18 protein-coding genes are annotated in these 20,463 nt (G+C 65.1%); 17 read left to right on the top strand and 1 reads right to left on the bottom strand.

Translation table 11 applies throughout. The annotated features are described in order from the left end of the window. Positions 1 to 42 precede the first annotated feature (42 nt). From AC3WL8_RS29265 to AC3WL8_RS29240, 6 genes are all read left to right on the top strand, one after another. A complete protein-coding gene (locus AC3WL8_RS29265) occupies positions 43 to 453 on the top strand; it encodes a RidA family protein (protein WP_013957294.1) in 411 nt (136 codons plus the stop codon). Positions 454 to 787: 334 nt separating this feature from the next. Continuing rightward, positions 788 to 1,924: a glutamine-hydrolyzing carbamoyl-phosphate synthase small subunit gene (gene carA, locus AC3WL8_RS29260; RefSeq protein WP_013957293.1), complete on the top strand. Its 1,137-nt coding sequence runs from the start codon at positions 788 to 790 to the stop codon at positions 1,922 to 1,924. Between the two features lie 38 nt (positions 1,925 to 1,962). After that, positions 1,963 to 2,640 carry a leucine efflux protein LeuE gene (gene leuE, locus AC3WL8_RS29255; protein WP_013957292.1) on the top strand — a complete coding sequence of 226 codons (678 nt, stop codon included), beginning with the start codon at positions 1,963 to 1,965 and terminating at the stop codon, positions 2,638 to 2,640. A 100-nt stretch (positions 2,641 to 2,740) separates the two neighbouring features. Beyond that, entirely contained in the window at positions 2,741 to 5,989 is a 3,249-nt protein-coding gene (gene carB / locus AC3WL8_RS29250) for a carbamoyl-phosphate synthase large subunit (protein WP_013957291.1), read from the top strand. A gap of 248 nt (positions 5,990 to 6,237) precedes the next feature. Then, positions 6,238 to 6,714, top strand: coding sequence for a transcription elongation factor GreA (gene greA, locus AC3WL8_RS29245; protein WP_013957290.1), 477 nt, complete (start codon positions 6,238 to 6,240; stop codon positions 6,712 to 6,714). A 54-nt stretch (positions 6,715 to 6,768) separates the two neighbouring features. Next, the gene (locus AC3WL8_RS29240; protein WP_211979910.1) at positions 6,769 to 7,272 is read left to right on the top strand and encodes a DUF4149 domain-containing protein; all 504 of its coding nucleotides are present in this window, start codon (positions 6,769 to 6,771) and stop codon (positions 7,270 to 7,272) included. Positions 7,273 to 7,358: 86 nt separating this feature from the next. Here AC3WL8_RS29240 and AC3WL8_RS29235 read toward each other — a convergent pair whose 3' ends face one another. Then, positions 7,359 to 7,862, bottom strand: coding sequence for a YhbY family RNA-binding protein (locus AC3WL8_RS29235; RefSeq protein ID WP_010814317.1), 504 nt, complete (start codon positions 7,860 to 7,862; stop codon positions 7,359 to 7,361). Between the two features lie 299 nt (positions 7,863 to 8,161). Here AC3WL8_RS29235 and AC3WL8_RS29230 point away from each other — a divergent pair, with 299 nt between their 5' ends. The 11 genes from AC3WL8_RS29230 to phoR all read left to right on the top strand — a co-directional run bounded on the left by AC3WL8_RS29230 (position 8,162) and on the right by phoR (position 20,361). Next, positions 8,162 to 8,827 carry an RlmE family RNA methyltransferase gene (locus AC3WL8_RS29230; RefSeq protein WP_010814316.1) on the top strand — a complete coding sequence of 222 codons (666 nt, stop codon included), beginning with the start codon at positions 8,162 to 8,164 and terminating at the stop codon, positions 8,825 to 8,827. Positions 8,828 to 8,980: 153 nt separating this feature from the next. Next, positions 8,981 to 10,864, top strand: a complete 1,884-nt coding sequence (gene ftsH, locus AC3WL8_RS29225) for an ATP-dependent zinc metalloprotease FtsH (protein ID WP_013957288.1) — start codon at positions 8,981 to 8,983, stop codon at positions 10,862 to 10,864. A gap of 135 nt (positions 10,865 to 10,999) precedes the next feature. Then, positions 11,000 to 11,866: a dihydropteroate synthase gene (gene folP, locus AC3WL8_RS29220; protein WP_492379411.1), complete on the top strand. Its 867-nt coding sequence runs from the start codon at positions 11,000 to 11,002 to the stop codon at positions 11,864 to 11,866. A gap of 58 nt (positions 11,867 to 11,924) precedes the next feature. After that, positions 11,925 to 13,268: a phosphoglucosamine mutase gene (gene glmM / locus AC3WL8_RS29215; RefSeq protein ID WP_153954723.1), complete on the top strand. Its 1,344-nt coding sequence runs from the start codon at positions 11,925 to 11,927 to the stop codon at positions 13,266 to 13,268. Between the two features lie 231 nt (positions 13,269 to 13,499). Continuing rightward, positions 13,500 to 14,531, top strand: coding sequence for a phosphate ABC transporter substrate-binding protein PstS (gene pstS, locus AC3WL8_RS29210; RefSeq protein ID WP_211979906.1), 1,032 nt, complete (start codon positions 13,500 to 13,502; stop codon positions 14,529 to 14,531). 118 nt (positions 14,532 to 14,649) lie between these two features. Continuing rightward, positions 14,650 to 15,618 (top strand): phosphate ABC transporter permease PstC, encoded by a 969-nt coding sequence (pstC, locus tag AC3WL8_RS29205; protein ID WP_011615657.1) that lies wholly within the window; start codon positions 14,650 to 14,652, stop codon positions 15,616 to 15,618. Further along, positions 15,615 to 16,514 (top strand): phosphate ABC transporter permease PstA, encoded by a 900-nt coding sequence (pstA, locus tag AC3WL8_RS29200; protein WP_013957283.1) that lies wholly within the window; start codon positions 15,615 to 15,617, stop codon positions 16,512 to 16,514. Before pstC ends, pstA begins: the two co-directional genes overlap by 4 nt. 52 nt (positions 16,515 to 16,566) lie before the next feature. Beyond that, positions 16,567 to 17,355, top strand: a complete 789-nt coding sequence (gene pstB, locus AC3WL8_RS29195) for a phosphate ABC transporter ATP-binding protein PstB (protein WP_013957282.1) — start codon at positions 16,567 to 16,569, stop codon at positions 17,353 to 17,355. A 47-nt stretch (positions 17,356 to 17,402) separates the two neighbouring features. Then, on the top strand, positions 17,403 to 18,107 hold the full coding sequence (gene phoU / locus AC3WL8_RS29190) for a phosphate signaling complex protein PhoU (protein WP_013957281.1): 705 nt from the start codon (positions 17,403 to 17,405) through the stop codon (positions 18,105 to 18,107). A 28-nt stretch (positions 18,108 to 18,135) separates the two neighbouring features. After that, positions 18,136 to 18,843, top strand: a complete 708-nt coding sequence (gene phoB / locus AC3WL8_RS29185; protein WP_013957280.1) for a phosphate regulon transcriptional regulator PhoB — start codon at positions 18,136 to 18,138, stop codon at positions 18,841 to 18,843. Positions 18,844 to 18,978: 135 nt separating this feature from the next. Next, positions 18,979 to 20,361, top strand: coding sequence for a phosphate regulon sensor histidine kinase PhoR (gene phoR / locus AC3WL8_RS29180; RefSeq protein ID WP_013957279.1), 1,383 nt, complete (start codon positions 18,979 to 18,981; stop codon positions 20,359 to 20,361). The last annotated feature ends 102 nt before the right edge of the window (positions 20,362 to 20,463 follow it).

Raw genomic sequence — 20,463 nt, 5'->3', positions numbered from 1 at the left:
GAATTCCATCCACTCATACAGATATCAACAGGAAAACGCATCATGAACATCCTGCAGCCGCCCGACTGGGCGCCCCCGCGTGGCTACGCCAACGGCACCATGACCGAAATGCAGGTCGGCAGCCGCCTCCTCTTTGTCAGCGGCCAGATCGGCTGGACCGGCAAATGTGAATTCGAGACCGACGACTTCGGCCTGCAGGTGGCGCAGGCGCTGCGCAACGTGGTTGCCGTGCTGGCGGCCGGCGACGCGCTGCCCGAGCATATCGTGCGCATGACCTGGTATGTGAAGGACAAGGCGGAATATGTCGGCGCCTACGGGGCGATCGGCCAGCACTACCGGGCCATCATCGGCCGCCACTTCCCGGCGATGACGGCGGTCGAGGTCGCGGACCTGGTGGAGCCGCGCGCCAAGGTGGAAATCGAGGTCACGGCGGTCGTGCCGCCGCAGGCGTAACGTAGCAGGCACAGGCCGGGACGGCGGCCGGCGGCGTGGTGGCGCCGCCCGCTGCCGCGTGCAAGTCCTTGAAAACTTGAGAAAATGGGTGGCGCGGGATATAATTCGAAAGTTTCGCTTTCAGAACCCTTCACCCTAGCGCCTACCGCTTTCCACCTTCCGCCGCCCCCATCCGCGCCGCCTTTGCTGTCCGCATTCAATGTGACGCAAGAAGCAGGTCGCGACCGGATCCGACCGCATCGGCGCAATGCCGCTGCCGCCGTCACGGATCCAGCCTGGGAGGCACGAGGCGTCGATTGGTCGGTCACGGGGTGAGTCCAGCAGGAGCCTACCCGTGTTACCGTCTTTTCCGTCCGCCATTCTCGCGCTAGCAGACGGCACGGTCTTTCGTGGCTATTCCATTGGCGCTTCCGGCCATACCATCGGTGAAGTGGTGTTCAACACCGCCATCACCGGTTACCAGGAAATCCTCACCGACCCGAGTTACTCGCGGCAGATCGTCACGCTGACGTATCCGCATATCGGTAACTACGGGGTCAATCCTGAGGATGTCGAAGCCACGAAAGTCCATGCCGCCGGCCTGATCATCAAGGATCTGCCGATCCTGGCCTCGAACTTCCGCAAGGAGCACACCCTTGCCCACTACCTGAAGCAGGAAAAGGTGGTGGCCATCGCCGGCATCGATACGCGCAAGCTGACGCGTATCCTGCGCGAAAAGGGTGCCCAGAACGGCTGCATCCTGGCCGGCGAAGACAATGTCCAGAAGGCCATCGACCTGGCCCGCTCGTTCCCCGGCCTGGCCGGCATGGACCTGGCCAAGGTGGTTTCGGTCAAGGAGCCGTACGAGTGGACCCAGACCGAGTGGAAGCTGGGCGAAGGCTACGGCAAGCAGGACAAGCCGCAGTTCCACGTGGTCGCCTATGACTACGGCGTCAAGTACAACATCCTGCGCATGCTGGCCGAGCGCGGCTGCAAGGTGACGGTGCTGCCCGCGCAGGCGAGTGCCGCCGACGCGCTGGCGCTGAATCCGGACGGCGTGTTCCTGTCCAACGGCCCCGGCGACCCCGAGCCGTGCGACTACGCCATCGCCGCCACGCGCGAGTTCATCGAGCGCGGCATCCCGACCTTCGGCATCTGCCTGGGCCACCAGATCATGGCCCTGGCGGTCGGCGCCAAGACCCTGAAGATGAAGTTCGGCCACCATGGCGCCAACCACCCGGTCAAGGACCTGGACGACGGCCGCGTGGTGATCACGTCGCAGAACCACGGTTTCGCGGTGGACGCGGACACGCTGCCGTCGAACGTGCGCGTGACGCACAAGTCGCTGTTCGACGGTTCGCTGCAGGGTTTCACGCTGACCGACAAGCCGGCCTTCTGCTTCCAGGGTCACCCGGAAGCCTCGCCCGGCCCGAACGACGTGGCTTACCTGTTCGACCGCTTCATCAAGCTGATGACGGACGCGCGCAAGTAAGCGGGCAAGAAGAACAGCGCAGACCTCAGGGACATCCCATGAACGCCTTCATACATACCGCCTTCGGCATCACCGATTTCTGGACCTATGTGCTGGGCACGATTTTTATCGTGCTGCTGCCCGGGCCGAACTCGATGTATGTGCTGTCGGTGGCGGCGCAGCGCGGCGTGCGTGCCGGCTACAAGGGCGCATGCGGGGTGTTCCTGGGTGACTTCGTGCTGATGGTGCTGTCGGCAGCGGGCGTGGCCTCGCTGCTCAAGGCCAGCCCGGCGTTGTTCTACGTGGTGAAGTACATCGGCGCGGCCTACCTGGCGTGGATCGGCTTCAACATGCTGCGCGGCGCGGTGCGCAACTGGGCCGCGCGCGGCGATGCGGCCGCGGCCGCGACCGTGCCGGCGGGCACGGCCGACCAGTCCGATCCGTTCCGCAAGGCGCTCCTGATCAGCCTGCTGAACCCGAAGGCGATCCTGTTCTTCATCTCGTTCTTCATCCAGTTCGTCGATCCGGCTTTCGCTTACCCGGTGCTGTCGTTCGGCGTGCTGGGGCTGGTCTGCCAGATCTGCAGCTTCGCCTACCTGACCACGATCATCTTCGTGGGCGCGAAGCTGGCCGACGCATTCCGGCGCCGCCGGCGCCTGTCGGCCGGCATGTCGAGCGGGGTGGGGGCGATGTTCATCGGTTTCGGCGCCAAGCTGGCGACGGCCACCATGAACTAGGCGCGGCGGCGGACAAGCTGACCTTTTCGAATCCGGACGGATTCCCTGATTACCGGCGCGGCCCGCATGCAAGCGGGCCGGCCAACAAAGAGAGCGTGCAATGCCAAAACGCACAGACATCAAGAGCATCCTGATCATCGGCGCGGGCCCCATCATCATCGGCCAGGCGTGCGAGTTCGACTACTCCGGCGCCCAGGCCTGCAAGGCGCTGCGCGAGGAAGGCTTCAAGGTCATCCTGGTCAATTCGAACCCGGCGACCATCATGACCGATCCCAACACGGCCGATGTGACCTACATCGAGCCGATCACCTGGGAAGTGGTCGAGCGCATCATCGAGAAGGAGCGCCCGGACGCGATCCTGCCGACCATGGGCGGCCAGACCGCGCTGAACTGCGCGCTGGACCTGTATCGCCACGGCGTGCTGGAGAAGTACAAGGTCGAACTGATCGGCGCTTCGCCGGAAGCCATCGACAAGGCCGAGGACCGCCAGAAGTTCAAGGACGCCATGACCAAGATCGGTCTGGGTTCGGCCAAGTCGGGCATCGCCCACTCGATGGACGAAGCCATGGCCGTGCAGTCGCGCATTGCCCAGGAAACCGGCAGCGGCGGCTACCCGATCGTGATCCGCCCGTCGTTCACGCTGGGCGGCAGCGGCGGCGGCATTGCCTACAACCGCGAAGAGTTCGAAGAGATCTGCAAGCGCGGCTTGGATCTGTCGCCGACGCGCGAGCTGCTGATCGAAGAGTCGCTGCTGGGCTGGAAAGAGTATGAGATGGAAGTGGTCCGCGACAAGAAGGACAACTGCATCATCATCTGCTCGATCGAGAACCTGGACCCGATGGGCATCCACACCGGCGACTCGATCACCGTGGCCCCGGCCCAGACCCTGACCGACAAGGAATACCAGATCCTGCGCAACGCGTCGCTGGCCGTGCTGCGCGAAATCGGCGTCGACACCGGCGGTTCCAACGTGCAGTTCTCGATCAACCCGAAGGACGGTCGCATGATCGTCATCGAGATGAACCCGCGCGTGTCGCGTTCGTCGGCGCTGGCGTCCAAGGCCACCGGCTTCCCGATCGCCAAGGTCGCGGCCAAGCTGGCCGTGGGCTACACGCTGGACGAGCTGAAGAACGAGATCACCGGCGGCGCGACCCCGGCTTCGTTCGAGCCGTCGATCGACTACGTGGTCACCAAGGTGCCGCGCTTCGCGTTTGAGAAATTCCCGCAGGCTGACAGCCACCTGACCACTCAGATGAAGTCGGTGGGTGAGGTGATGGCCATGGGCCGCACCTTCCAGGAATCGTTCCAGAAGGCACTGCGCGGCCTGGAAGTGGGCGTGGACGGCCTGGATGAAAAGTCGTCGGACCGTGATGAGGTTGTCGAGGAAATCGGCGAAGCCGGCCCCGACCGCATCTGGTACGTGGGCGACGCGTTCCGCCTGGGCATGTCGCTGGAAGAGGTCTATGCCGAGACCGACATCGACCCCTGGTTCCTGGCCCAGATCGAAGACATCATCAAGACCGAAGGCCTGGTCAAGGCGCGCACGCTGGACAGCCTGTCGACCGCCGAGCTGCGCTTCCTGAAGCAGAAGGGCTTCTCCGATCGCCGCCTGGCCAAGCTGCTGAAGACCGATGCCAAGGCCGTGCGCGAGGCGCGCATCGCCCAGAACGTGCGCCCGGTCTACAAGCGCGTGGACACCTGCGCGGCCGAGTTCGCCACCAACACCGCCTACATGTACTCGACCTACGAGGCCGAGCATGGCGAGTGCGAAGCGCAGCCGACCGACAAGAAGAAGATCATGGTGCTGGGCGGCGGCCCAAACCGGATCGGCCAGGGCATCGAGTTCGACTACTGCTGCGTGCACGCCGCTCTGGCGCTGCGCGAAGACGGGTACGAGACCATCATGGTCAACTGCAACCCGGAAACCGTGTCGACCGACTATGACACCTCGGACCGCCTGTACTTCGAGCCGCTGACGCTGGAAGACGTGCTGGAAATCGTCGACAAGGAAAAGCCCGTCGGCGTGATCGTGCAGTACGGCGGCCAGACCCCGTTGAAGCTGGCGTTGGACCTGGAAGCCAACGGCGTGCCCATCATCGGCACCAGCCCCGACATGATCGACGCGGCCGAAGACCGCGAGCGCTTCCAGAAGCTGCTGCAGGAGCTGGGCCTGCGCCAGCCGCCCAACCGCACCGCGCGTGCCGAGGACGAAGCGCTGCGCCTGGCCGAAGAGATCGGCTACCCGCTGGTGGTGCGCCCGTCGTACGTGCTGGGCGGCCGCGCCATGGAAATCGTGCATGAGCCGCGCGACCTCGAGCGCTACATGCGCGAGGCCGTCAAGGTCTCGAACGATTCCCCGGTGCTGCTGGACCGCTTCCTGAACGACGCCATCGAGTGCGACGTCGATGCGATCTCCGACGGCAAGCGCGTCTTCATCGGCGGCGTGATGGAGCACATCGAGCAGGCTGGCGTGCACTCGGGCGACTCCGCCTGCTCGCTGCCGCCGTACTCGCTGTCGGCCGAGACCGTGGCCGAACTGAAGCGCCAGACCGCCGCCATGGCCCGCGCCCTGAACGTGGTCGGCCTGATGAACGTGCAGTTCGCGATCCAGCAGAACGACGGCGTCGATACCGTCTACGTGCTGGAAGTGAACCCGCGCGCCTCGCGTACCGTGCCGTACGTATCCAAGGCCACCGGCTTGCAGCTGGCCAAGATCGCCGCGCGCTGCATGGCCGGCCAGTCGCTGGACGAGCAGGGCATCGGCGAGGAAGTCATCCCGCCGTACTACAGCGTCAAGGAAGCGGTGTTCCCGTTCAACAAGTTCCCGGGCGTCGATCCGGTCCTCGGACCTGAAATGCGTTCGACCGGCGAAGTGATGGGCGTGGGCAAGGCCTTCGGCGAGGCGCTGTTCAAGAGCCAGCTGGCCGCGGGTTCGCGCCTGCCGGAGAAGGGCACCGTGCTGATCACCGTGAAGGACAGCGACAAGCCGCGCGCAGTCGGCGTGGCCCGCATGCTGCACGACATGGGCTACCCGATCGTCGCCACCCGCGGCACCGCGTCGGCCATCGAGGCCGCCGGTATCCCGGTCAAGACGGTCAACAAGGTCAAGGACGGCCGTCCGCATATCGTGGACATGATCAAGAACGGCGAACTGGCGCTGGTGTTCACCACCGTGGACGAGACCCGCACCGCGATTGCCGATTCGCGCTCGATCCGTACCTCGGCGCTGGCCCACCGCATTCCTTACTACACCACCATCGCCGGCGCCCGCGCCGCGGTGGAGGGCCTGAAGCACATGCAGAGCCTGGAGGTCTACGACCTGCAGAGCCTGCACGCCTCGCTGGCCTGAAGCCCCGTACGTAAGGCAAGCGGCACATCGCCACTGGCCGGGCGCATTGCGCCCGGTCAAGGCCAGGAAGCCCGCCGGAGTTGCTGCCGGCGGGCTTCCTGGCCTAAACTACGTCAAATTCGTCGATCGATGCGGCGTGCCCGCATTCGGTCCTGTCTGAAAGCCGCGGTTGAGCGGAAGTGCCCTGGCAGCATTGGCCAGGGATGGCTCCAGCTCCGCTGCGGCTCATTTTTTTGTTGAACGAAGACATGAGCACCATTCCGATTACCAAGCGTGGCGCAGAGCTCCTGAAGGAGGAACTGCAGCGCCTGAAGGCTGTCGAGCGTCCGGCGGTGATCAATGCAATCTCGGAAGCCCGCGCACAGGGCGACCTGTCTGAAAACGCCGAATACGACGCCGCCAAGGAGAAGCAGGCCTTTATCGAAGGCCGCATCCTGGAAGTGGAGGCCAAGCTGTCGGCCGCGCAGGTCATCGACCCGACCCAGCTGGACACCGACGGCCGCATCGTCTTTGGCGCGACCGTTGACCTGGAGGACCTGGAGTCCGGCAGTCCCGTCAGCTACCAGATCGTGGGCGATGACGAGGCCGACATTGACGTCGGCAAGATCTCGGTCAGCTCGCCCATCGCGCGTGCGCTGATCGGCAAGTTCGAAGGCGACGTCGCAACCGTGCTGGCCCCTGGCGGCGAGCGCGAGTACGAAGTCATTACCGTACGCTATATCTGACGCCGGCCCGGCCGGCAGGCTTGCACCTGGCCCGGCCCCCGGAAAGACCGGCACGTGTTCTCCAATTCCTATAACAATCTGCCGCCGCTGCCGCACCGCATATTCCTGCTGCTGACGGTGGTGTGGGCGGGCAGCCTCTGGACCGTCGGCTACATGGTGGCGCCGACGCTGTTTTCGGTGCTGCCCAGCCGCGAGACGGCGGGCATGATCGCCGGGCACCTGTTCCATACTGAAGCCATCGTCGGGGTCACCATCGGTGTGTTGCAGCTGGTGCTGTGCAACGTGATGATCCGGCGCGGCGCCCACCGCTATCGCGGCCTGCGCTGGCTGGTGCTGGGCATGCTGTGCTGCGTGCTGGCGGGCTACTTCGGCACCCAGCCGTTCATGGCCGGCCTGAAGGAAAAGGCGCTGGCGCTGGGTGTCGGCGTTTCGGAATCGCCTTACAAGGCGCAGTTCGGCATGCTGCACGGCGTGTCGAGCGCCTTCTACCTGCTGCAAAGCCTGCTGGCGCTGGTGCTGGTGTGGCGCGCTTCGGCGCCGCGTTCGGCCGGGGAGTGAGACCGGCCGCCGGCACGGCCACAGGCGTGGCGTGCCGGCATCGGGGGCGCCTGGCGGCGACCCCGTCATGCTTCAGCTGGCAGTGTTTAGCCCAGCGCCTTCTTCTTCTGGCTGGTCGGGCGTGCGCGCGAACGCTTCACATTGCCGCCGGCGGTGACGCGCTCGTTGCCAAGCACCGTGACTTCCTTGCGGGTCGGACGGCGGTTCGGCGCAGCGCTGGGCTTCTTGACCGTCACCGTGCGCGGGGCCGCACCACCACGGCGGGCGGGGGTGTGGCGGCCCAGGTCTTCGGCCTGGTTTTCCTTCAGGCGCGCTTCGCCCGGACGCCAGACCACCAGCAGCTTGCCGATATGCTGGATCGGCGCGGCGCTGAGCTGGTCGCAGATTTCCTCGTAGATGGCGATGCGCGCATCGCGATCGTCGCCGAACACGCGGATCTTGATCAGGTCGTGGGCGGCCAGGCTGCGGTCGATCTCGGCCAGTACGGCACGGGTCAGGCCTTCGGCGCCGACCATCACGACCGGGTTCAGGGCATGGGCACGGGAGCGCAGGTCAGAGCGCTGGGCAGGGACTAGTTGTAGAGCGGGCATAGGTTGGCGCTGATTATTAGGCGCTTGAAATAGTGATAGAGCGCTGGGCGCTGGAAATCGGGCGCTGCAGCCCGCGCCGGTCGTGACACGGCGGGTCGGGCAAGGACAGGCTGCCGACGGCCGCCCCGGGGGGCGGCAAGCCGGCCGCTGATAAGGCGAGCTGGCGGTCGGGATGCGGATTGGCGCGTATTATCCGTCAATCCGGCACTGTCGGGCAGCAAAATCATCAAAACAGTAGGAAAACCTTCGCGGATGGCATTGACCGGCGGGCGGGGGCAGGGAACAGGCTGGTAACTGGCATGGCAAAAAACAAGTTCAATCATTCGTGGCTGCACGACCACATCAACGATCCGTACGTGAAAATGGCGCAGCGCGAGGGCTATCGCGCCCGCGCGGCCTACAAGCTCAAGGAGATCGACGAGCAGGACAAGCTGATCCGCCCGGGACAGGTGATCGTCGACCTGGGCGCGGCGCCCGGCAGCTGGAGCCAGTACGCCCGCAACAAGCTGGCGGACTCGCCCAGGGCCAAGGACGGCAGGATCGATGGCGCCGTGGTCGCGATCGACCTGCTGCCGATGGAACCTGTCGCCGACGTCACTTTCATCCAGGGTGACTTCCGCGAGGAATCGGTCTTCCGCGAACTGGAAAGCGTGGTGCTGGACGCCTCCGGCGGTAACAAGATTGACCTTGTTTTGTCCGACATGGCCCCCAATTTGTCCGGTGTAGCCTTCGCTGATGCAGCACGGATCGAGTACCTGTGCGACCTGGCGCTGGAATTTGCGCAGGCCCACCTTAAGCCGGAGGGGGCATTGCTGGTAAAGTGCTTCCACGGGAGCGGCTACAGCCAGATCGTGGAGAAGTTCAAGCGGCATTTCAAAGTGGTTGCGAAACGCAAGCCCAAGGCGTCTCGCGACAAGTCTTCCGAAACCTTTATCCTTGGGCGCTACCTCAAGGCAGTGGATTGACCGGTCTCGATACAAGCCAGGGCGAAAAAAGAAGCGTGGAAAGTGCCCCACCCGGTGCTATCGGCATCATAGTTTCTCTGTTTCCCCCCGAGGGCGGGCGCTGCATTACAATGCAGCTATCCGTTGGCAAGGCAATTGCAAAGGAGTTCGGCCTTGAATAACAACCTGTTTCAAAAGGCGGCAATCTGGCTAGTGATCGCGCTGGTGCTGTTTACCGTCTTCAAGCAGTTCGACAAGCCCCGTGCGCAGGACAGCGTCACCTATTCGCAGTTCATGGATGACGCCAAGAACGGCAAGGTGTCGCGTGTCGACGTGCAGGGCCGCAACCTGGTGGTCTCGCCTAAGGAGGGCGCCAAGTACACCATCATCTCGCCGGGCGACATCTGGATGGTCGGCGACCTGATGAAGTACGGCGTCCAGGTGACCGGCAAGGCGGACGACGAACCCAACGTGCTGGTCCAGGCCCTGTATTACCTCGGGCCGACCCTGCTGATCATCGTGTTCTGGTTCTACATGATGCGTCAGATGCAGGGTGGCGGCAAAGGCGGCGCTTTCTCATTCGGCAAGTCGCGTGCGCGCCTGATCGATGAAAACCAGAACGCCGTCACGTTCCAGGACGTGGCCGGCTGCGATGAGTCAAAGGAAGAAGTGGTCGAACTGGTCGACTTCCTGAAGGACCCGCAAAAGTTCCAGAAGCTGGGCGGGCGCATCCCGCGCGGCGTGCTGCTGGTTGGCCCTCCGGGTACCGGCAAGACGCTGCTGGCACGTGCCATCGCCGGCGAGGCCAAGGTGCCGTTCTTCAGCATCTCGGGTTCCGACTTCGTTGAAATGTTCGTCGGCGTGGGCGCGGCCCGTGTGCGCGACATGTTCGAGAACGCCAAGAAGCAGGCCCCCTGCATCGTGTTCATCGATGAAATCGACGCGGTCGGCCGCCATCGTGGCGCCGGCATGGGCGGCGGCAACGACGAGCGCGAGCAGACCCTGAACCAGATGCTGGTCGAGATGGATGGCTTCGAGGCCAACTCGGGCGTGATCGTGATCGCCGCGACCAACCGTGCCGACGTGCTGGACAAGGCGCTGCTGCGTCCGGGCCGTTTCGACCGCCAGGTCTATGTGGGCCTGCCGGACATCCGCGGCCGCGAGCAGATCCTGAAGGTCCATATGCGCAAGGTGCCGATCGGCAACGACGTCGACGCCTCGGTGATCGCGCGTGGTACCCCGGGCTTCTCGGGCGCCGACCTGGCCAACCTGGTCAACGAGGCCGCGCTGTTTGCCGCCCGCCGCAGCAAGCGCGTGGTCGACATGCAGGACTTCGAGGACGCCAAGGACAAGATCTACATGGGTCCGGAGCGCAAGTCGACGGTCATGCGCGAGGAAGAGCGCCGTGCCACGGCTTACCACGAGTCGGGCCATGCGGTGGTGGCCAAGCTGCTGCCCAAGGCCGACCCGGTGCACAAGGTCACGATCATGCCGCGTGGCTGGGCGCTGGGCGTGACCTGGCAGCTGCCGGAGCATGACAAGTATTCGAAGTACAAGGACAGCATGCTGGAAGAGGTTGCTATCCTCTTCGGCGGCCGTGCGGCGGAAGAGGTCTTCCTCAACGCCATGAGCACCGGTGCGTCCAACGACTTCGAGCGCGCCACCAAGATCGCCCGCGACATGGTGACCCGCTTCGGCATGAGCGATTCGCTCGGCGCCATGGTCTACGTGGATACCGAGCAGGATGGCATGTTCGGCAAGCTGTCGTCCAAGACCGTGTCGGAAGCCACGCAGCAGAAGGTCGACGCCGAGATCCGCCGCATCATCGACGAGCAATACGCGCTGGCCAAGCGCCTGCTCGAAGAGAACCGCGACAAGGTCGAAGCCATGACCAACGCGCTGATGGAGTGGGAAACCATCGATGCCGACCAGGTCAATGACATCATGGCCGGCAAGCCGCCGCGTCCGCCGCGCAGTGCGTCGGGCCAGAATGGTGGCGGCAGCACGCCTTCGGGCGGCTCGCCGGTGGCGCCGACCAACGCGCCTGCCACGGCCTGATCCCGCGACTTCGTCTGGCTGACGACGTAGTGGTGGTGGCTGTGTAGTGGCTGTATCCGAAGCCGGTGCCTGGTGCACCGGCTTTTCCTTTTGCGCGACGGGTTCGCGCACAGACTTTCCTCAAGTATTCCGACCTTGCAGCAGACTCCTCAGACCCGGTACTTCCAGTGCGGACGTTTCCGCTATGCGTTGGACCAGCGCCCGCTGGTCATGGGCATTCTCAATGTCACGCCAGATTCGTTCTCCGACGGCGGCCAGCACGCCAGCCGCGATGCGGCGCTGCGCCACGCGGAGCAGATGATCCAGGAGGGGGTGGACATCATCGATATCGGTGGCGAGTCGAGCCGCCCGGGCTCGGCCGCGCTGCCGCTTGAGGACGAACTGGCACGCGTGATCCCCGTGGTGGAAGCGCTGCGCAACTGCGGCAAGCCGCTGTCGATCGATACCTACAAGCCCGAGGTCATGCGCGCCGCACTTGCGGCCGGAGCCGATCTCATCAACGATATCTGGGGTTTCCGCATGCCGGGCGCGGTCGAGGCCGTGGCGGCGGGGCAGGCGGGCCTGTGCGTGATGCATATGCAGCGCGATCCGCAGACCATGCAGGAAGACCCGCACTACGACGACGTGGTCGCCGAGGTGGCCGGGTTCCTTGCCGAGCGCATTGCCGTGCTGCGCGCTGCCGGCATCGACGACGCGCGCATATCCCTCGATCCGGGGTTTGGCTTCGGAAAGACACCCGATCATAATCTGCGCCTGCTCGGCCAATTGCCGCGGCTGGCGCTGGAGGGCCTGCCGGTGCTGGCGGGCATTTCGCGCAAGTCCACGCTGGGCGCCGTCCTCGGTGGCCGGCCGCCGCAGCAGCGTGTTGCGGCCAGCATTGCCGCCGCGGTGTGTGCGCTGGAGCGCGGAGCATTTATCGTGCGCGTGCATGATGTGGAGCAGACGGTGGATGCCGCGAAGACCTGGTGGGCGGTGCGCAACGAGTCCGTTGGCGCGGCCTGAACCGGCCGCGGCCACTGCGGACAGAACAACGATCAGAGTACAGAAAGGGAATCAGCGAATGACACGCAAGTATTTCGGGACAGATGGCGTGCGGGGCAGGGTCGGCGAGGCGCCGATCACGCCGGACTTCGTGATGCGGCTGGGCCATGCTGCCGGCAAGGTGCTGGCCCACGGCGCCAAGACCGGGCAAGGCAAGCCGACCGTGCTGATCGGCAAGGACACGCGCATTTCCGGCTATATGCTGGAAGCGGCGCTGGAGGCCGGCTTTACCTCGGCTGGCGTGCACGTGCTGCTGACCGGCCCGCTGCCGACGCCGGGCATCGCCTACCTGACGCGGGCGCTGCGGCTGTCCGCCGGCGTGGTGATCTCGGCCAGCCACAATCCCTATTACGACAACGGCATCAAGTTCTTTTCGGCCGACGGCGACAAGTTGCCCGACGAGGTCGAGGCGGAGATCGAGGCTGCCATCGAAGAGCCGATGGTGTGCGCGCCATCCGATGACCTGGGCCGCGCGCGCCGCATCAACGATGCCCCCGGGCGCTATATCGAGTTCTGCAAGAGCACCTTCCCGCACGAGCAGGACCTGTACGGCCTGAAGCTGGTGGTCGACTGCGCCCATGGCGCGGCCTACCACATCGCGCCGCACGTGTTCCATGAACTGGGCGCCGACGTGATTTCGATCGGCAACCAGCCGGACGGCCGCAATATCAACGACGGCTACGGCGCCACCGCGCCGGGCAAGCTGATTGAGGCTGTCAAGGCCCATGGCGCCGACCTGGGCCTGGCCTTTGACGGCGACGCCGACCGCTTGCAGGTGGTGGATGCCGACGGCCGTCTCTACAACGGCGACGAACTACTGTATCTGATCGTGCGCGACCGCCAGGCCGCCGGCCAGGCGGTGCCCGGTGCCGTGGGCACGCTGATGACCAATATGGCGGTCGAGCTGGCGCTCAAGCGCCAGGGCGTGGAATTCGTGCGCGCCAAGGTGGGCGACCGCTATGTGCTCGAAGAGTTAAACAAGCGCAGCTGGACGCTGGGCGGCGAGGGTTCCGGCCACCTGTTGTGCCTGGACCGCCACAGCACCGGCGACGGCATCGTGTCGGCGCTGCAGGTGCTGGCCGCGCTGCGCCGCAGCGGCAAGACCCTGGCGCAGTTGCTCGAGGGCGTACGGCTGTTCCCGCAGACGCTGATCAATGTGCGCGTGCAGAAGGGCTTCGACTGGCAGTCGCATGCCGGCCTACAGGCCGCGCGCGCGGCGGTCGAGCCTGAGCTGGAAGGACGCGGCCGGGTGCTGATCCGTGCCTCCGGCACCGAACCGGTGGTGCGCGTGATGGTCGAGGCCGAGCAGGCCGAAATGGCCGAGCGCGCGGCCAGGCGGCTGGCGGATGCCTTGGGCGCCTGATACGCCGCACCTTGACCAGGAACGCCGGGCTAGTCCCGGCGTTTTTTTGCCAGATATCGCAATTAACCGCCGTAATATTGGGCCGGCATGACAGCCGGATGGCAGCGGCGATCCCTTGCTGGAGGCCGGTTCCAAGAAGATTTGAAGATGTCACGGAATTGTCATACAGGGAGCATAGAGTTCGTCTTGTCAAAAATTTGTCATTCCCAACCAATGTTCTCTGGAGGACATATGAAGCTGGTCAAGACTGCCGTGGCAGGCATCGTTTCGATGGTGGTGGCGGGTACTGCGTTCGCGGCGGAAATTACCGGTGCAGGCGCTTCTTTCCCGGCGCCCGTGTATTCCAAGTGGGCCGACGCATACCAAAAAGCAACGGGTAACAAGGTCAACTATCAATCCATCGGCTCGTCGGGCGGGATCAAGCAGATCGGGGCCAAGACGGTCGATTTCGGTGCCTCGGACGCGCCGCTGAAGGACGAGGACCTGAACAAGCAGGGCCTGGTCCAGTTCCCGACCGTGATCGGCGGCGTGGTGCCGGTGATCAACCTGCAGGGCGTGAAGCCGGGCGAACTGACCATCACGGGCGAAGTGCTGGCCAATATCTACCTGGGCAAGATCAAGAAGTGGGATGACCCCGCGATCAAGGCGCTGAACCCGCAAGCCAAGCTGCCGAGCCAGGACATCCTGCCGGTGCGCCGCGCCGACGGTTCGGGCACGACCTTCATCTTCACCAACTACCTGTCCAAGGTCAGCCCGGAATGGAAGAGCGCGGTGGGCGAAGGCACCACGGTCAACTGGCCGGGCGGCGGCACCGGCGGCAAGGGCAACGAGGGCGTGGCCGCCTTCGTGCAGCGCCTGAATGGCGCGATCGGCTATGTCGAGTACGCCTACGCCAAGCAGAACAAGATGACCCACCTGAACATGAAGAACGCGTCGGGTGCCGTGGTCAAGCCGGGTGACGACGCCTTCAAGGCCGCCGCCGCCGGTGCGGACTGGAGCAAGAGCTACTACCAGATCCTGACCAACCAGTCGGGCAAGGAAGCCTGGCCGATCGCCGGCGCCACCTTCATCCTGGTCCACAAGAACCAGGAAAAGGCCGCGCAGGGCGCCGAAGTGCTGAAGTTCTTCGACTGGGCCTACAAGAGCGGCGCCAACATGGCTGCCGACCTCGACTACGTGCCGCTGCCGGAAAACGTTGTGAACCAGATCCGTTCGACCTGGAAGACCAGCGTCAAGGACGCCTCGGGCAAGGCGCTGTACTGATCCTGACGGCATCGCTGGCCCCGCGTGAGTGCGGGGCCGGTGGCCGGGCTGCCCGCAACTGGCCCGGACACCGGGCTCCCGCCCAGGCGGGAGCGGCGATCCACCCTGAATTCCCGACATGGCGACTACCCCCTCCGAGATCCGCAACGTCCAGCCCCCGAGCCGCATGGGCGACATCCTGTTCGGCGGCCTGACGCGAGGCGCCGCGATCGTGACGCTGCTGCTGCTGGGCGGCATCATCGTCTCGCTCGCGATCAGCGCCTGGCCGTCGATCCAGACTTTCGGCGCGCGCTTCCTGTGGACCGCGGAGTGGGATCCTCCCGCCGATGTCTATGGTGCGCTGGTGCCCATCTACGGCACCATCGTGACCTCGCTGATCGCGCTGATCATCGCGGTGCCGGTCAGCTTCGGCATCGCGCTGTTCCTGACCGAACTGTCGCCCGCCTGGCTGCGCCGCCCGCTGGGCACCGCCATCGAACTGCTCGCCGCAGTGCCGTCGATCGTCTACGGCATGTGGGGCCTGCTCGTGTTCGCACCGATCTTCGGCGAGTATTTCCAGAAGCCCCTGGCCGCCACGGTCGGCCAGCTGCCGGTGGTCGGCAAGCTGTTCCAGGGAGCGCCGCTGGGCATCGGCCTGCTGTGTGCGGGCGTGATTCTGGCGATCATGATCATCCCGTACATCGCCTCGGTGATGCGCGACGTGTTTGAAGTCACCCCGGTACTGCTCAAGGAATCCGCCTACGGCGTGGGCTGCACCACCTGGGAGGTGATGTGGAACGTGGTGCTGCCCTACACCCGCGCCGGCGTCATCGGCGGCGTGATGCTGGGCCTGGGCCGTGCACTGGGCGAGACCATGGCCGTCACCTTCGTGATCGGCAATACCAACCTGCTGGACAGCGCCTCGCTGTTCTCGCCGGGCAACAGCATCACCTCGGCATTGGCCAACGAGTTCGCCGAAGCCGGCGCCGGCCTGCACACCGCCGCGCTGATGGAACTGGGCCTCATCCTGTTCTTCATTACCTTCGTGGTGCTGGCGCTGTCCAAGCTGCTGCTGCTGCGACTGGCAAAGAATGAGGGAACCAAATGAGCGTGAGTCAAGCCGTGTCTACCGTATCGATCCCGGCGGTCCGCCCCGACGCGGATGCCATCCGCACCCGGCTGCAGGCGCGCCGCCGCCGCACCAACCTGTACGCACTGACCGCCTCGCTGGCGGCGATGGGCTTCGGCCTGTTCTGGCTGGCGTGGATCCTGTGGACCACCGTCACGCTGGGCGTGGGCGGCCTGTCGCTGGACCTGTTCACGCAGATGACGCCAGCGCCCAATACAGCCGGCGGCGGCCTGGCCAACGCCATCTTCGGCAGCTTCGTGATGGTCGGCATGGCCACGCTGTTCGGTACGCCGCTGGGCATCCTGGCCGGCATCTACCTGGCCGAGTACGGCAAGAGCTCGCCGCTGGCCAGCCTTATCCGCTTTATCAACGACATCCTGCTGTCGGCGCCGTCGATCGTGATCGGCCTCTTTGTCTACGCGCTGGTGGTGACCCGCATGGGCCACTTCTCGGGCTGGGCCGGGATCTGTGCGCTGGCGCTGCTGCAGGTGCCGATCGTGGTGCGCACCACCGAGAACATGCTGAACCTGGTGCCCAACGCGCTGCGCGAGGCTGCCTTCGCACTCGGCACGCCCAAGTGGAAGATGGTGCTGTCGATCACCGTGAAGTCATCCTACGCCGGGATTGTGACCGGGGTGTTGCTGGCCGTCGCGCGTATCGCCGGCGAGACCGCGCCGCTGCTGTTCACCGCGCTGTCCAACCAGTTCTGGACCAGCGACCTGAACAAGCCGATGGCCAACCTGCCGGTGACGATCTTCCGCTTTGCCATGAGTCCGTTCACCGAATGGCAGCAGCTGGCCTGGGCGGGTGTGTTCCTGATTACGCTCGGCGTGCTGGCATTGAATATCCTGGCGCGCATCCTGTTCAAGAAATAAGCGGCGCGGCCGGTAATCCGTCCCGCCCCAAAGACTGCAAGCGAGAAACGCAATGACCTCCACCGTCATCGACATTCCCGATTCGGTACGCGCCAAGATCGACGTGCGCAACCTGAACTTCTACTACAGCCAGTTCCATGCGCTGAAAGACATCAACATGTCGATCCCGGACCGCAAGGTCACGGCCTTCATCGGGCCATCGGGCTGCGGCAAGTCGACGCTGCTGCGCACCTTCAACAAGATGTATGCGCTGTACCCCGAACAGCGCGCCGAGGGTGAGATCAACATGGACGGCGAAAACCTGCTGACCGCCCGCCAGGACATCGCGCTGCTGCGCGCCAAGGTCGGCATGGTGTTCCAGAAGCCGACGCCGTTCCCGATGTCGATCTACGACAACATCGCCTTCGGCGTGCGCCTGTTCGAGAAGCTGTCGCGCTCGGAGATGGACGACCGCGTGGAATGGGCGCTGACCAAGGCGGCGCTGTGGAACGAAGCCAAGGACAAGCTGCACCAGTCGGGCTACGGCCTGTCCGGCGGCCAGCAGCAGCGCCTGTGCATCGCGCGCGGCATTGCCATCCGCCCCGAAGTGCTGCTGCTGGACGAGCCGTGCTCGGCGCTGGACCCGATCTCCACTGGCCGCATCGAAGAGCTGATCGCGGAACTGAAGGACGAGTACACGGTCGTGATCGTCACCCATAACATGCAGCAGGCGGCGCGCTGCTCCGACTACACCGCCTACATGTACCTGGGCGAGCTGATCGAGTTCGGCGAGACCGAGAAGATCTTCATCAAGCCGCACCGCAAGGAAACGGAAGACTACATTACCGGCCGGTTCGGCTGATCGTCACCGCAGGGCGTAGCATATCCATAAGCGGCCAGGAGAATCCCATGCCAGACAAGCACCTGTCGACCCAGTTCGACGCTGACCTCAACGCGATCAACACCAAGCTGCTGCAGATGGGCGGCCTGGTCGAGTCGCAGATCGAACTCGCCATGCGCGCGCTGACCGACTTCGACGGCGAGACCGCGGACCAGGTCATCGCCCGGGAGATCCAGCTCAACGCGCTGGAAGTCGAGATCGATGCCGACTGCGGCAACATCATCGCCAGGCGCCAGCCGACCGCGCGCGACCTGCGCCTGGTGATGGCCATCTCCAAGACCATCACCAACCTGGAGCGCGCCGGCGACGAAGCCGAGAAGATCGCCAAGCGTACCAAGCACATCATGGAAGACGCGTCGGCGCACAGCATCAACTACGCCGAGGTCAAGCTCTCGGGCGAGATGGCGATTTCGCTGCTGCGCCAGGCGCTGGACGCCTTTGCGCGCCTGGACACCGTGGCGGCGGCGCGCATCGTCAAGGACGACAAGGCCATCGACGAGGAATTCCGCGGCTTCGTGCGCAAGCTGATCACGTACATGATGGAAGACCCGCGTACGATCTCGGTCGCGCTGGATTTCCTGTTTATCGCCAAGGCGGTGGAGCGCATTGGCGATCACGCCAAGAACATCGCGGAATTTATCATTTACATTGTCAAGGGGACGGACGTCCGCCATGTCTCGCGCGAGGACATGGAGCGCGAAGCGCTGAGCTGAACTCAGCCGCCCACGGAGAACAATACACATGCCAAGCAGTATTCTCGTTGTCGAAGACGAACCGGCGATCGCCGAACTGATCGCGGTAAACCTGCAGCACGCGGGGCACTATCCGATCCGGGCCTACAACGCCGAGCAGGCGCTGTCGCTGATGAGCGATGTGCTGCCCGACCTGGTGCTGCTCGACTGGATGCTCCCGGGCAAGTCGGGCGCGAACTTCGCCAAGGAGTTGCGGGCCAACGACCGCACCCGCCAGATCCCCATCATCATGCTGACTGCCCGCGGCGATGAGCAGGACAAGGTGATGGGGCTTGAGGCCGGCGCCGACGACTACGTCACCAAGCCGTTCTCGCCCAAGGAACTGCTGGCGCGGATCAAGGCCGTGCTGCGCCGCCGCGCACCGCAGCTGACCGACGACGTGGTGGCCATCAACGGCCTGCGCCTGGACCCGGCCACGCACCGCGTCACCGGCCAGGACGACAGCGGCGCGATCAAGCTGGACCTGGGTCCGACCGAGTTCCGCCTGCTGCACTTCCTGATGACACATCCGGAGCGCGTGCACAGCCGCTCGCAACTGCTCGACCAGGTCTGGGGCGACCATGTCTTTGTCGAGGAGCGCACCGTCGATGTCCATATCAAGCGCCTGCGCGCCGCGCTCACCCCCGGCGGCTACAGCAATATGATCGAAACCGTGCGCGGCAGTGGCTACCGCCTGGCGCGCACGCCCGGCGCCTGACGCGCCGGGCATGGCCGGGCGGCTGACGTACCGTCCGGCCAGGATGGCCCACGCTGCTGGCAGGGCGCGGCGAATTCGTGGCACACTCCGTCGCAACCCTGCAGCCTTCCATGGCTGCGAGCCTGAAGCCTGCGCATGAATGTCATCTGGGCCCGTTCCGTGGCCATCCTGATCAGCCTGCTGGTGCTGTCCGCCGGTGTCTACCTGGCCGTGGGCCCGGTGCCGGCGCTGGCGCTGGCGTGCGTATCGCTGCTCGGGCTGCTGTTCTACTACCTGTACCAGATCAACCGCCTGTGGAAGGTGCTCGATGCGCCGGTCTACGGCGAGATCCCCAGTGCACTCGGGCTTTGGGGCGAGGTGTATTACCGGCTGCACCGGCTCGTCAAGCGCTGGCGCACCCAGGTGCTGCAGGTCGAGCAGCAGCACACGCGCTTTATCCAGGCCATCCAGGCTTCGCCCAACGGAGTGCTGATGCTGGACGACGCCGACCAGATCGAGTGGTGCAACGACGTGGCAGAGCAGCATTTCGGCCTGAACGCGCGGCGCGACGTGCGCCAGCGCATCACCCACCTGATCCGCCGCCCCGAGTTCGTCCACTACCTGACCCGGCAGCGTTTCGACGATCCGCTGGTGATGCGCGACATGGGCGAACACAAGCACAGCGTGATCGCGGTGCAGATCCTGCCCTATGGCGACAACCGCAAGCTGGTGATCACCCAGGACATCACCAAGCTCGAAAACACCGAGGCGATGCGGCGCGACTTCGTTGCCAACGTGTCGCACGAACTGAAGACGCCGCTGACGGTGCTGACCGGCTTCCTGGAGACCGTGCGTGACCTGCCGGTGTCGGAGGACGACCGGCGCCGCTACATCGACATGATGCTGGCGCAGTCGGTGCGCATGCAGAGCATCGTCGAAGACCTGCTGGCGCTGGCCAAGCTGGAAAGCGATGCGCAGCCGCCCGGCAATGACATCGTGCCGATCCGTGCCATGGTGGCGCACCTGAGCCACGACGCCGAGGCGCTCTCGCAGGGACGGCACCAGGTCTCGGCCGATATCGACCCGACCGTGGGGGTGCGCGGCGCGGAAACCGAACTGCTCTCGGCGCTGGGCAACCTGGTGTCGAACGCGGTGCGCTACACGCCGGATGGCGGGCGTATCACCATGCGCCTGGCCTGGGAAGAGGGCCATGCCGTGTTCTCCGTGGCCGATACCGGCCTGGGCATTGCGCCCGAGCATATTCCCCGGCTGACCGAGCGCTTCTACCGCGTGGACCGCAGCCGCTCGCGCGACACCGGCGGCACCGGGCTGGGGCTGGCCATCGTCAAGCACGTGCTGTCACGCCACCATGCGGACTTGCGCGTGACCAGCGAGGAGGGCCGGGGCAGCGTGTTCCGCGTGATCTTTCCGCTTGAGCGCAGCCTGCGTTCGGCTGGGGAGGGTGCGGACATGCCAACGCCAGGCACCGGCCCGACCGCGCCGCCGCAGTCGCCGGACACCTCGCGCCGCGCCGCCTGACCCGTAAAGGAAAACCCCGCCGCGGCGGTAATGCCGTTCAGTTAAGTCTGAACGGCATTTTTCTTTGCAGGGGTTGTAAACAAGGTGTCGAGCTGTTAACTT

Source organism: Cupriavidus sp. FW305-F7 (genome assembly GCF_058782875.1).
The sequence above is the reverse complement of the archived record's forward strand: the minus strand, read 5'-3'. Positions and strand labels throughout refer to the sequence as shown.

Bases quoted from the DNA above. Each gene is read 5' to 3' on its own strand.
- pstS (WP_211979906.1), top strand. From the start codon at position 13,500: ATGAAGCTGGTCAAGACTGCCGTGGCAGGCATCGTTTCGATGGTGGTG.
- phoU (WP_013957281.1), top strand. From the start codon at position 17,403: ATGCCAGACAAGCACCTGTCGACCCAGTTCGACGCTGACCTCAACGCG.
- AC3WL8_RS29235 (WP_010814317.1), bottom strand. From the start codon at position 7,862: ATGCCCGCTCTACAACTAGTCCCTGCCCAGCGCTCTGACCTGCGCTCC.
- phoB (WP_013957280.1), top strand. From the start codon at position 18,136: ATGCCAAGCAGTATTCTCGTTGTCGAAGACGAACCGGCGATCGCCGAA.
- pstA (WP_013957283.1), top strand. From the start codon at position 15,615: ATGAGCGTGAGTCAAGCCGTGTCTACCGTATCGATCCCGGCGGTCCGC.
- phoR (WP_013957279.1), top strand. From the start codon at position 18,979: ATGAATGTCATCTGGGCCCGTTCCGTGGCCATCCTGATCAGCCTGCTG.
- AC3WL8_RS29265 (WP_013957294.1), top strand. From the start codon at position 43: ATGAACATCCTGCAGCCGCCCGACTGGGCGCCCCCGCGTGGCTACGCC.
- pstB (WP_013957282.1), top strand. From the start codon at position 16,567: ATGACCTCCACCGTCATCGACATTCCCGATTCGGTACGCGCCAAGATC.
- glmM (WP_153954723.1), top strand. From the start codon at position 11,925: ATGACACGCAAGTATTTCGGGACAGATGGCGTGCGGGGCAGGGTCGGC.
- AC3WL8_RS29230 (WP_010814316.1), top strand. From the start codon at position 8,162: ATGGCAAAAAACAAGTTCAATCATTCGTGGCTGCACGACCACATCAAC.
- greA (WP_013957290.1), top strand. From the start codon at position 6,238: ATGAGCACCATTCCGATTACCAAGCGTGGCGCAGAGCTCCTGAAGGAG.
- carB (WP_013957291.1), top strand. From the start codon at position 2,741: ATGCCAAAACGCACAGACATCAAGAGCATCCTGATCATCGGCGCGGGC.
- pstC (WP_011615657.1), top strand. From the start codon at position 14,650: ATGGCGACTACCCCCTCCGAGATCCGCAACGTCCAGCCCCCGAGCCGC.
- leuE (WP_013957292.1), top strand. From the start codon at position 1,963: ATGAACGCCTTCATACATACCGCCTTCGGCATCACCGATTTCTGGACC.